Raw genomic sequence first — 10140 nt, 5'->3', positions numbered from 1 at the left:
CACGAGGGTCCGACGTTAACTAACGGGTGGTTTGGCCATCGAGGCCCGGCGCCGCACCGGCATGGGCAGGCGCAGCACCGCGGGGTCGGACTGCGGGCCGAGCAGCTTCTCCACCGCCTGCCACCCGAGCTGGTAGTGCGGCAGCGAGATGCTGGTGAGCTGTGGCCGCAGCCACGCCGCCAGGTCGGAGTCGTCGAACGAGAGCACCGACACGTCGTCCGGAATGCGCCGGCCGGCCTCGCGCAGGGCCTGGTAGGCGCCGAGGGCGATGCGGTCGTTGAGGCAGATCAGCGCCCGCGGTCGCAGCCCGGCGGCGAGGCTGGCGGCCACCGCCTCGTATGCCGAATCGGGCCACCAGTCGCAGGCGACCGTCCCGGCCAGGCCCGTGCCGGCGGCCCGCAGCCCCTCGTGGATGCCGGCCATCCGCTCCCGGCCGGCGAAGACCTGCTCGTCGGGAGTACCCACCAGGTAGATGTCGCTGCGGTGGCCGGCCTCGAGCACGGTGGTGGCCGCGCTCCACCCGGCGGCCAGCTCGTCGGGGATGATCTGGTGGTGCGCCGGCCGGGCCCCGCGGGTGAGGCAGTTGAGCAGCACGACCGGGTGCCCCTTGAGCTGCTTGGGAAGCCGCACGTAGCGGGTGAACATGCTCGCGTAGACGAACGCGTCGACCTGCCGGTCGAGGAAGTCGGCGATCAGCCTCTCCTCGACGACCGGGTCCCCCTCGGTCTCGCCGATGAAGAGCAGATGGCCGTGGGCGACGGCGGCCGCCAGCGCGCCGTTGATCGCCTTGCCGGCGTAGGGGTCGGAGGCGAGGGTGTCGGAGACGAGGGCGATGGTGCGGGTCACCTTGGTACGCAGGCTCCGCGCCATGAGGTTGGGCCGGTAGTCCAGCTCCTGGGCCGCCCGGAGCACCCGTTGCCGGGCGTCCTCCGAGATCCTCATGTCCAGATGGCGTCCAGCGAGGACGAAGGAGGCCGTGCTGCGGGACACGCCGGCCCGCTGTGCGACCTGAAGGAGAGTCGCCCGTTGCGGGGGCATGACCGCAGTCTTCCACGATCCCCCGAACGGGCACCATGCGAATGTTCGCAGATGCCACGTTGACGTCCGGCGATCTCCCGGCGCACTGTCGGCGCAACCGATCCAGCGCGTGCCCCGGCGGGCGCGACGCCGCCGGACGGCCGGAAGGTGTGCACCGGCGTGTCCCGGTGAGAGCGCGTTCGGCGCGCCCCCGAGCCGGCCGGCGGGCCCGCCGGGGCTTCCGGTCACGCCGGGTGGGTGTGGTGACACCCACCCGGCGTGACACCTCAGGTCCCGGTTACCCGTTCCTCGATGGCGTCCAACGCCGAGCCGATCGACTTGACCACGATCACCCGATCGAGCGCCGACGAGCGGACGAAGGCGGTGTCGGCGAGCTGGCCCAGCCAGGCCAGCAGGCCGTCGTAGAAGCCGTCGGGGTCGAGCAGCACGATCGGCTTGTCGTGCAGGTCGAGTGTTGCCGTGGTCCACACCTCGAACAGCTCGTCGAGGGTGCCGAGCCCGCCCGGCAGCGTGAGGAACGCGTCCGACCGGTCGATCATGATGTTCTTGCGCGAGCCCATGTCGCCGGTGACGATCAGCTCGTCGGAGGCACGGTCGGCCACCTCGAGGTCGACCAGCGACTGCGGGATCACGCCGAGGGTGTGCGCGCCGCCGGCCCGGGCCCCGTCAGCCACCGCGCCCATCATGCCGACGCAGCCGCCGCCCGAGACCAGGGTGTGCCCGCGGGCGCCGATCTCTTCACCGGTGCGGGTGGCGAGATCGAGCCACTTCTGGTCGAGGGTGCTCGAGGAGGCGCAGAAAACACAGATGGCGGCCACGTCACCCCTTGCCGTGGGAGTCGGCGAGCGCCGCGTCGGCGTCCACGATGATCTGCACGGCCTCGTCGACGTCGTCGGTGATCTGGATCAGATCCAGGTCGCTCTCGCTGATCTTGCCGTCGGCCAGCAGGGTTCCCTTGATCCAGTCGAACAGGCCGGACCAGTACGCCGTGCCCATCAGGATCACCGGGAAGCGGGTGACCTTCTTCGTCTGCACCAGCGTGACCGCCTCGAACAGCTCGTCGAGCGTGCCGAAGCCGCCGGGCAGAACCACGAACGCCTGGGCGTACTTGACGAACATGGTCTTGCGGACGAAGAAGTAGCGGAAGTCGATGCCGATGTCGACCCAGTCGTTGAGGCCCTGTTCGAAGGGGAGTTCGATGCCGAGCCCGACCGACATGCCGCCGGCCTCGGTCGCGCCGCGGTTGGCCGCCTCCATCACGCCCGGACCGCCCCCGGTGATCACCGCGTAGCCGGCTTCGGCCAGCGCAGCCCCCAGCGCCGCGGCCAGCTCGCACTCGGGGCTGTCGGGATGGCTGCGCGCCGAGCCGAAGACGCTCACCGCCGGCGGCAGGTCGGCCAGGGTGTCGAAGCCCTCGACAAACTCGGAGAGGATGCGCAGGGCCCGCCAGGCGTCCTTGGTCTTCCACTCCCGCCGGTGGTGCGAGTCGAGCAGTTTCTCGTCGGCCGTGCTCGGCGGGATCGACTCGCGGCGAAGCGTGACCGCGCCGCGATGACGCTCCGGCGCACCGTCGCGTCGTCCGTTGGTGCTGTCCGTCATGCCTAAAAGGTAGTGCGGACGGTCAGTCACCCGGTGAACAACCGGGTGGGTTTCGGTAAGAGGATTGCGGGTCCGCGACCTTTTTGCCAGATTGAAGCAACGGACGGTAGCTCTGGAGCGTCTTCTCAGTTACCAACTCGCGGCACGCACGCACTGCGCCCGGCATGGCGGCCGGGTTTAAGGAGCCACCGTGACGACCCGATACGAGCGCTTGAAGATGCAGCGTCGCATGCAGCGACGGATCCGACTGGTGGTCGAGGAACGCCGGATGGCGTTCGGGCCGCGGCCGGAGACCCGTGGTGAGGTCCCGGCCGATCCCGAGGCCACGATGGAGATCGAGCCGATGACCATCCGGGCCATCGGCCGCGTCGCGGTGCGCCCCGCCCTCTGAGCTGCGCGGCCTTACGAGGCCAGCCAGCGGTGCAGCGTCGTCGCCCCGTCACGGATCTTGCCGATCTCGACGTGCTCGTCGGGGGCGTGGGCCAGCAGCGGGTCGCCGGGCCCGTAGTTGAGGGCCGGGATGCCGAGCGCCGCGAACCGGGCCACGTCGGTCCAGCCCAGCTTGGCCGCCGGTTCGGCGCCGACCGCGGTGAGGAACTCGCGGGCCGGCGCCGCGCTCAGACCGGGCATTGCGCCCGGCGCCGAATCGGTCAGCTCGACCTCGTACCCCTCGAAGACCTCGTGGACGTGTTCGAGCGCCTGCTTCTCGGTACGGTCCGGGGCGAAGCGCATGTTGACTTCGATCACACATTCGTCGGGCACGACGTTTCCGGCCACGCCACCGTGGATCTTGACCGCGTTGAGGCCCTCACGGTACGTACAGCCGTCGATCGTGACCGTCCGCGCCCGATAGTCCGAGAGCCGCCGCAGCACATCGCCCGCCGCGTGGATCGCGTTGACCCCCCGCCAGGCGCGGGCGGTGTGGGCCCGCCGGCCGGTGGTGCGCACCAGCGCGCGCAGGGTGCCCTGGCAGCCGGCCTCGACCACCCCGTACGTCGGTTCGAGCAGAACCGCGAAGTCGGCCAGCAGCCACTCGGGGCGGGACTCGGCAACCAGGCGCAGGCCGTTGTACTTCGAGTCGATCTCTTCCGCCTCGTAGAACAGGAACGTGAGGTCGTAGCGCGGGTCGGGCAGCGTCGCCGCCAGGTGCAGGGCCAGCGCGACGCCGCTCTTCATGTCCGAGGTGCCGCAGCCGTAGATCAGGTCGTCGACGACGGTCGACGGGAAGTTGTCGTTGATCGGCACGGTGTCGAGGTGCCCGGCGAGCACTACCCGCTGGCCGCGCCCCAGGTTCGTACGGGCCATGACGGTGTTGCCGAGTCTGTCCACGCTGAGGTGGGACGCCAGGCGGAGCACCTCTTCCACGTTGTCGGCGATCGCCTGCTCCTGGCGGGAGACGGACTCGATGTCGACCAGGGTGCGGGTGAGCTCCACCGGGTCGACCAACACGTCCGGGGTAAGCGGGTTGGCCATAGGCCGCACGATACCGGCCGATGGTGAATCACGACCCTGCTCACTGCTTTAGTAGGGTTCGGGCCGTGGATACTGCGATCTCGACCTCCCCCGCCTGGGGCATCGGCCTCGCCACCGTCACCGCCGAGGGTCAGGTGCTCGACACCTGGTATCCCGAGGGCTTCCTGGGCCTGGGCGAGCTGCCCGCCGAGGCGCCGGCGCTGCCGGCCGGGCTGACCGGGCCCAAGGCCCTGCCCGGCCTGTCGACGGTCGAGGTCCGCACCACGATCGCCTCGCTGGCCGACCCGATCAAGGACGCCGCGGACGCCTACCTGCGGCTCCACCTGCTCTCGCACCGCTTCGTGGTGCCGAACTCGCTCAACCTCGACGGCATCTTCGGCGCGCTGGCCAACGTCGCCTGGACGTCGGCCGGCCCGTGCCCGCCCGACCGGGTCGACGAGCTGCGCTTCCTCGAGCGCGCGGCCGGCCGTCACCTGGCCGTCTTCGGGGTCGACAAGTTCCCCCGCATGACCGACTACGTGGTGCCGTCGGGCGTCCGGATCGCCGACGCCGACCGGGTGCGCCTCGGCGCCCATCTGGCCTCGGGCACGACGGTCATGCACGAGGGCTTCACCAACTTCAACGCGGGCACGCTGGGCACGTCGATGGTCGAGGGCCGCATCGTGCAGGGCGTCGTGGTCGGCGACAGCTCCGACGTCGGCGCTGGGTCGTCCATCATGGGCACGCTCTCCGGCGGCGGTAAGGACAAGGTGCGCATCGGCGAGCGCAGCCTGCTCGGCGCGAACGCGGGCATCGGCATCTCGCTCGGCGACGACTGCGTGGTCGAGGCGGGCTGCTACATCACGGCCGGGTCGAAGATCACGCTGCCCGACGGCCGGGTCGTCAAGGCGCGCGAGCTATCCGGGGTCAACGGCTTGCTCTTCTGGCGCAACTCGGTGACCGGGGCGCTGGAGGCCAAGCCGCGCAAGGGCACGGGCATCGAGTTGAACGCGGCCCTGCACGCTAACTCCTGAGGAAGGGCGCGGCCGCCGCCTTGACGGCGGCCGTCAGCTCGTCCAGCACCGCCGAGCCGATCCGCCAGTACTGCCAGTGGAGCGGCACGTCGAGGTGCCGGCCCGGGTGCAGGTCGACGTACCGGCCTTCGCTGATGTCGTCGCGCGCTATCCACTCGGGCACCAGGCCCCAGCCGAGCCCCATGCGGACGGCCTCGATGAAGGCCGACGCCGACGGTACGAAGTGCTCCTCGAACATTTCTGACCTGCCGGTCAGGAAGCGGTGCTGCAGGTGGTCCTTGCGGTTGTAGCGCACCATCGCCCGGTCGTCGGGCCGGCCGACCGCGAGGTAGCGCATCGCCCCCAGCCGTTCGATCCGGCAGCCCTGGACGGCGGTGTCGTCGGCGGTCACGGCGGCCATCGCGGTTCCCGATCGCAGCAGGTCGGCGGTGTAGTACTCGTCGTCGGTGTGCAGCTCGTACTGCGGGCCGGGCACGGCGGCCAGCGCCGGCAGGAACCACGTGTGCAGCGAGTCGGCGTTCACCACGATCGAGACCCGGGTGCCGCCACGCGCCTGCCCGATGGCTTCCCTTTCGAGCAGCGCCACCTGCCCCGCGAAGCGGACGAGGGCCTCTCCGGCCGGGGTGGCCACGCAGGGTTTCGTACGCCGGACCAGCACCTGCCCGACCGAGCGCTCCAGCGCCTTGATCCGTTGACTCACGGCCGAGGGCGTCACATGCAGCTCACGCGCCGCCGCGTCGAAGCTGCCCGATTCGATGACGGCCTGGAACGTGGCCAGTTGCGCGAAGTCCACGTAAGCGATGCTAATGCAACGTCAAAATCTTTAGTTTGAGTACGGGTTGCCGTCCGCTTAGCGTCGAAGCCGTGCTCACCTCCGTCGCCACCGGCTTCCTCGCCTCCGCCGTACTGATCATCGCCATCGGCGCCCAGAATGCTTTCGTGCTGCGCCAGGGCCTGCGCCGCGAACACGTGCTCGCGGTCGTGCTGGTCTGCGCCCTCTCCGACCTGTTCCTGATCCTCGCGGGCATCGGCGGCCTGGGCGCGGTGGTCACGGCCAGCCCCGACGCGGTCACGGTGATCAAGTGGGTCGGCGGCGCCTTTCTCATCACGTACGCCGTGATGGCCGCGCGCCGCGCGCTGCGACCCGCCGCCCTGCAGGCCGCCGGCCGAGCCCCGGCCACCCTGCGGGCGACGATTTTGACCTGTCTGGCCCTGACCTACCTGAACCCGCACGTCTACCTCGACACGGTTCTGCTGCTGGGCTCGGTTGCCCAGCAGCACCCACACCGCTGGCTCTTCGGCGTGGGCGCGGCCACAGCCAGCCTGGTCTGGTTCACCGCCTTGGGCGCCGGGGCGCATCGCCTGGCGCCGCTGCTGGCCCGCCCGTCGGCTTGGCGTGTGCTCGACGGCCTGATCGCCGTGGTCATGCTCGGCGTGGCCGGGATGCTGCTGCTCAGTTAGGCGAGCAGCCGGTCGCCCCTGTGGACAACGGGACGACCTCAGCTTGACAAGGCGTAAGTTGCACCCCACAACGCCCCGAGGTGGGAGGGGGTTCGGGATGGGCGTGCGGGTTTCAGCAAGATCATCACAGGCTTGACTCTCGACCTGGTTGAGGCGGAAGGGTCGGTGACGTGCGAGGAGACATGCGCAGCATCGGTGCGGTGGCCCGGGCCAGCGGCCTCAGCGTCAGCGCGCTGCGGTTCTATGACGGCGCCGGCGTGCTGGCGCCGGCCGAGGTCGACGCGGCGACGGGTTACCGCCGCTACAGCAGCGAGCAGGTGCGGGCGGCCCGGCTTATCGCGGGGCTGCGGCGCATCGGCGTGCCGGTGGCTGAGATCGCCGAGTGCGTCCGCGAGCTGGACGACCCGGCCGCCGTACGCCGTCGGCTCGACGCGCATCGGCGGCGTCTCGAGGACGGGCTGGCCGACGCCAAGCGTGAACTCCTCCGCATCCACACCCTGCTCGACCTGGAGGAGAAACTCATGACCCGAGTCAGCCTGCCCGCCGCCGCCCTGGCTGCCACGATCGACGCCGTCCGCTTCGCCGCGGGGGCCGATCCGGAGCTGCCGATGCTGCAGTGCGTGCTGCTCGACGTCACCGGCGGCGTGCTCACCCTGGTTGCGACCGACCGCTTCCGGATGGCCGTGGCGTCGGCGTCGGCCGAGGTCGAGGGGCCGCCGATCCGGTCGGTGCTGCCTCTCACGTTCGTCGACGGCCTGCGCCCCACGCTCACCGGGGGCCGGGCCGTGCTCGATCTCGCGCTTGATCGCGTACGGGCGGAACCGGCCTCGCTCGATGCCGAGCCCCTCGACATCGACTACCCGGACCATCGCCGCCTGCTCGACGGCCTCGCGACCCCGACCACCCGGGTCACGGTCGACACGGCTGCGCTGCGCGACCGGGTCACCGCCGCGCCGGTCGTCACGAGAGAGCACGACGGAACGCCGTACGAGGTGGCCGTTCTGGGGTTTGACGCGGGCGCCGTCAGCGTGGTGCCGGAGGCCGAGTGGAACGGCGACGCGCATCTGGCGGTGAACCGCGAATTCCTGCTGCAGGCCCTCGACGCGGGCGGCAGCGGCCAGCTCGTGCTGGAACTCGACGGGCCGATCAAGCCACTCGCCGTACGGGTCCCGGGCGACGGCTCCCGCTTCTCGATCCTGATGCCGGTGCGCGCTTGACGTGTCGGGAGGCTCCCCGGCCGAGCCTCCTGCGCCGAATCGAGGTCGCGGCGGCGTAACAATTTACGGTCCCGTCACGTGTCTGGGCTTGAGCCACGTCACACCGGGTGCTTGGCCCCCCGAAGGAGTGGCTACCGTCGTCGAGTGCGCATCGGGCAGCAGTACGGGGAAACCGCCGGCGAGCGCGCCACCGGCTGGGAGTTCGCCTGGCTGGACGGGCGCGACGTCGGCTCCGAGCCGTCGTGGTCCTACCCCGCCATGGCCCGTACGCTGCTGCGCCGCGCTTCCTCGGCCCTGGATCTCGACACCGGCAGTGGCGAGTTGCTGGCCGAGCTGGTCCCGCTGCCGCCGCACACCGTCGCGGTCGAGAGCTGGGCCCGCAACATCCCCGTCGCCCGCGACCGGCTCGCGCCGCTCACCGTCGAGGTGCTCACCGAGCTCCCCGGCGGCGAGGACGAGTTCGACGTCGTGCTCAGCCGCCACGGCCGGCTTCCGGCGGCCGACATCGTGCGCCTGCTACGCCGCGGCGGCACCGTGCTGAGCCAGCAGGTCGGCAGCGACGACCTGGCCGAGCTGAACGTGGCGTTGGGGGCGCCGCCGGCTCACCGCCAGCCTTGGAACGCCGACGTCGCGGTCTCGGCGCTGACCGCCGCCGGCCTCGAGGTCATCGACGTGCGCGAGGAACGCCCGCCGGTGACCTTCCACGACGTCGGCGCCGTGATCCGCCAGCTGCGGGACCTCCCCTGGCAGATCCGCGACTTCACCCCGAGGCACTACCAGCAGCCGCTGGAACGCCTCGACACCTACATCCGCCTGCACGGCGGTTTCACCGTCACCGCCCACCGTTTCCTGGTCGAAGCCGTCCGTCCCTAACCACACCCCCCGCAGAAAGATCGGCCCATGCGCTCGTTGGTCATCGCCGTAGCCCAACCGCCCGTCCACGCGCTCGACATCGCCGCCAACGTGACCCGGCACGCGGCCGCGGTCCGTGCGTCCGCCGCCCGGCTGGTCGTCTTTCCCGAACTTTCCCTCACCGGGTACGACCTCGACGCGCCCCTGCTGTCACCGGACGACCCGCGTCTGCACCCGCTGATCGAGGCCTGCGCCGCCACCGACACGGTCGCACTGGCCGGTGCCCCCGTCGCCGGTCCCCACATCGCGACGCTGCTGATCGACGGCGCGGGCGCCCGGGTCGTCTACCGCAAGGTCAACCCGCACCACACCGAGTCGCGCTTCCAGCCCGGTCCCGGCCCCGAGGTGATCGAGGTCGACGGCTGGCGCCTGGGCCTGGGCATCTGCCGCGACACCGGCGTCGAGGAACACGCGGCGGCCACGGCGGCGCTCGGCATGGACGCCTACATCGCCGGCGTCGTCGACGTTCCCGCCGACGACGTGGTGGTCGCCGAGCGGGCCCGCAGGATCAGCCAGACGTACGGGGTGTGGGTGGCGGTCTCGTCCTGCGCGGGCGCGACCGGCCCCGACTACCCCGAAACTGCGGGCCGCTCGGGCATCTGGGCGCCCGACGGATCGGTGGCCGCACGGGCGAGCCGGGCCGTCGGCGAGATCGCCCGGGCCACCCTCTTCGCCGAGCAGCCGGCCCCGGTTTAGGCCCGGCGGGCCAGCACCAGGCTCGTACGCAATTCCAGGCGCACGGTTCCGCCGAAGCCGTCGATCGCCGCGTCCAGCCCCTCGAGGGTGCGCCGCTGCTCGTCGGCCGTGTGCCGGCGGAACGGTGCGAACGTCTGCATCAGCTGCAGATACCGCCGCTTCGCCAGGACCGGGTACGAGGTGAAGCGGCGCTCCACGACGTCGGACCACGCTCCGGAGGCGACCACGACGTCGCGCACCCAGTGATCGGCGCGGTCCGCCACCGTCGGATCGACCGAGCGCAGCACGTCGCCGATCACCCGATCCTGCACCGGGTCGGCGTAGGCGTATTTGTGCCCGAACACCGCGAGGGCGCCGCCCGGAGCGAGCGTGTCGAAGGCTCGTCGGTTGCGTGTCGCGGCATCCATCCAGTGCCAGGCCAGCGCGCAGGCGACCAGTCCGGGCCGGCGCTCCGGCGGCGACCACTGCTCGAAGGTCGCCTCCACCACGTCGACCTGCGCGAATTTCGTACGCAGCACAGCCGCCATCCGCGGGTCGGGTTCCAGGGCGGTGAGCCACGTGCCGAACCCGACCAGCAGTTCGGTGCCCTTCCCGGTGCCCGCACCGAGCTCGACGATGCCGTCGGGCCGCCCGCTGTAGTCGAGAATGCCCCGGCGCACCTCGTCCGGATAGCCGGGCCGGACGTCGTCGTAGAGGGCTGCCACCTCGCCGAAGACCTGCGCCATGGGCCC

General features: G+C 71.2%; 12 protein-coding genes. 6 read left to right on the top strand and 6 right to left on the bottom strand.

Annotation, left to right across the window (positions count from 1 at the left end; all coding sequences use genetic code 11):
- Positions 1–15 precede the first annotated feature (15 nt).
- From KXC43_RS09840 to KXC43_RS09830, 3 genes are all read right to left on the bottom strand, one after another.
- Complete coding sequence (locus KXC43_RS09840; RefSeq protein ID WP_221375682.1) at positions 16–1038, bottom strand: LacI family DNA-binding transcriptional regulator; 1023 nt, start codon at positions 1036–1038, stop codon at positions 16–18.
- Positions 1039–1304: 266 nt separating this feature from the next.
- A complete protein-coding gene (locus KXC43_RS09835; protein ID WP_221375681.1) occupies positions 1305–1856 on the bottom strand; it encodes an LOG family protein in 552 nt (183 codons plus the stop codon).
- Between the two features lies 1 nt (position 1857).
- Positions 1858–2637 carry an LOG family protein gene (locus tag KXC43_RS09830; RefSeq protein ID WP_221375680.1) on the bottom strand — a complete coding sequence of 260 codons (780 nt, stop codon included), beginning with the start codon at positions 2635–2637 and terminating at the stop codon, positions 1858–1860.
- Between the two features lie 190 nt (positions 2638–2827).
- Between KXC43_RS09830 and KXC43_RS09825 the strand changes: the two genes are divergently transcribed.
- A complete protein-coding gene (locus tag KXC43_RS09825) occupies positions 2828–3028 on the top strand; it encodes a hypothetical protein (RefSeq protein WP_221376043.1) in 201 nt (66 codons plus the stop codon).
- 11 nt (positions 3029–3039) lie between these two features.
- Here the strand turns inward: KXC43_RS09825 and dapE are convergent, their stop codons facing one another.
- Positions 3040–4110 carry a succinyl-diaminopimelate desuccinylase gene (gene dapE / locus KXC43_RS09820; RefSeq protein WP_221375679.1) on the bottom strand — a complete coding sequence of 357 codons (1071 nt, stop codon included), beginning with the start codon at positions 4108–4110 and terminating at the stop codon, positions 3040–3042.
- 65 nt (positions 4111–4175) lie between these two features.
- Here dapE and dapD point away from each other — a divergent pair, with 65 nt between their 5' ends.
- The gene (dapD, locus tag KXC43_RS09815) at positions 4176–5123 is read left to right on the top strand and encodes a 2,3,4,5-tetrahydropyridine-2,6-dicarboxylate N-succinyltransferase (protein ID WP_221375678.1); all 948 of its coding nucleotides are present in this window, start codon (positions 4176–4178) and stop codon (positions 5121–5123) included.
- Here dapD and KXC43_RS09810 read toward each other — a convergent pair.
- Positions 5113–5916, bottom strand: a complete 804-nt coding sequence (locus KXC43_RS09810) for a LysR family transcriptional regulator ArgP (protein ID WP_221375677.1) — start codon at positions 5914–5916, stop codon at positions 5113–5115. The genes dapD and KXC43_RS09810 overlap by 11 nt on opposite strands.
- 71 nt (positions 5917–5987) lie before the next feature.
- Here KXC43_RS09810 and KXC43_RS09805 point away from each other — a divergent pair, with 71 nt between their 5' ends.
- The 4 genes from KXC43_RS09805 (at position 5988) to KXC43_RS09790 (ending at position 9409) form a co-directional block, all read left to right on the top strand.
- A complete protein-coding gene (locus tag KXC43_RS09805; RefSeq protein ID WP_221375676.1) occupies positions 5988–6584 on the top strand; it encodes a LysE/ArgO family amino acid transporter in 597 nt (198 codons plus the stop codon).
- Positions 6585–6766: 182 nt separating this feature from the next.
- Entirely contained in the window at positions 6767–7801 is a 1035-nt protein-coding gene (locus tag KXC43_RS09800; RefSeq protein ID WP_221375675.1) for a DNA polymerase III subunit beta family protein, read from the top strand.
- Between the two features lie 144 nt (positions 7802–7945).
- A complete protein-coding gene (locus tag KXC43_RS09795) occupies positions 7946–8674 on the top strand; it encodes a class I SAM-dependent methyltransferase (RefSeq protein ID WP_221375674.1) in 729 nt (242 codons plus the stop codon).
- Positions 8675–8701: 27 nt separating this feature from the next.
- A complete protein-coding gene (locus tag KXC43_RS09790; RefSeq protein ID WP_221375673.1) occupies positions 8702–9409 on the top strand; it encodes a carbon-nitrogen hydrolase family protein in 708 nt (235 codons plus the stop codon).
- On the opposite strand, the gene KXC43_RS09785 is transcribed toward KXC43_RS09790, so the two are convergent.
- Positions 9406–10134, bottom strand: coding sequence for a class I SAM-dependent methyltransferase (locus KXC43_RS09785; protein WP_221375672.1), 729 nt, complete (start codon positions 10132–10134; stop codon positions 9406–9408). The genes KXC43_RS09790 and KXC43_RS09785 overlap by 4 nt on opposite strands.
- Between the last annotated feature and the right edge of the window lie 6 nt (positions 10135–10140).

It is taken from the genome of Paractinoplanes polyasparticus (assembly GCF_019710575.1).
Lineage (GTDB): Bacteria > Actinomycetota > Actinomycetes > Mycobacteriales > Micromonosporaceae > Actinoplanes > Actinoplanes polyasparticus.
The sequence above is the reverse complement of the archived record's forward strand: the minus strand, read 5'-3'. Positions and strand labels throughout refer to the sequence as shown.

Coding starts and splice junctions, on each gene's coding strand:
- KXC43_RS09840 (WP_221375682.1), bottom strand. CDS start 1,038: ATGCCCCCGCAACGGGCGACTCTCCTTCAGGTCGCACAGCGGGCCGGC.
- KXC43_RS09830 (WP_221375680.1), bottom strand. CDS start 2,637: ATGACGGACAGCACCAACGGACGACGCGACGGTGCGCCGGAGCGTCAT.
- dapE (WP_221375679.1), bottom strand. CDS start 4,110: ATGGCCAACCCGCTTACCCCGGACGTGTTGGTCGACCCGGTGGAGCTC.
- KXC43_RS09800 (WP_221375675.1), top strand. CDS start 6,767: ATGCGCAGCATCGGTGCGGTGGCCCGGGCCAGCGGCCTCAGCGTCAGC.
- KXC43_RS09790 (WP_221375673.1), top strand. CDS start 8,702: ATGCGCTCGTTGGTCATCGCCGTAGCCCAACCGCCCGTCCACGCGCTC.
- KXC43_RS09785 (WP_221375672.1), bottom strand. CDS start 10,134: ATGGCGCAGGTCTTCGGCGAGGTGGCAGCCCTCTACGACGACGTCCGG.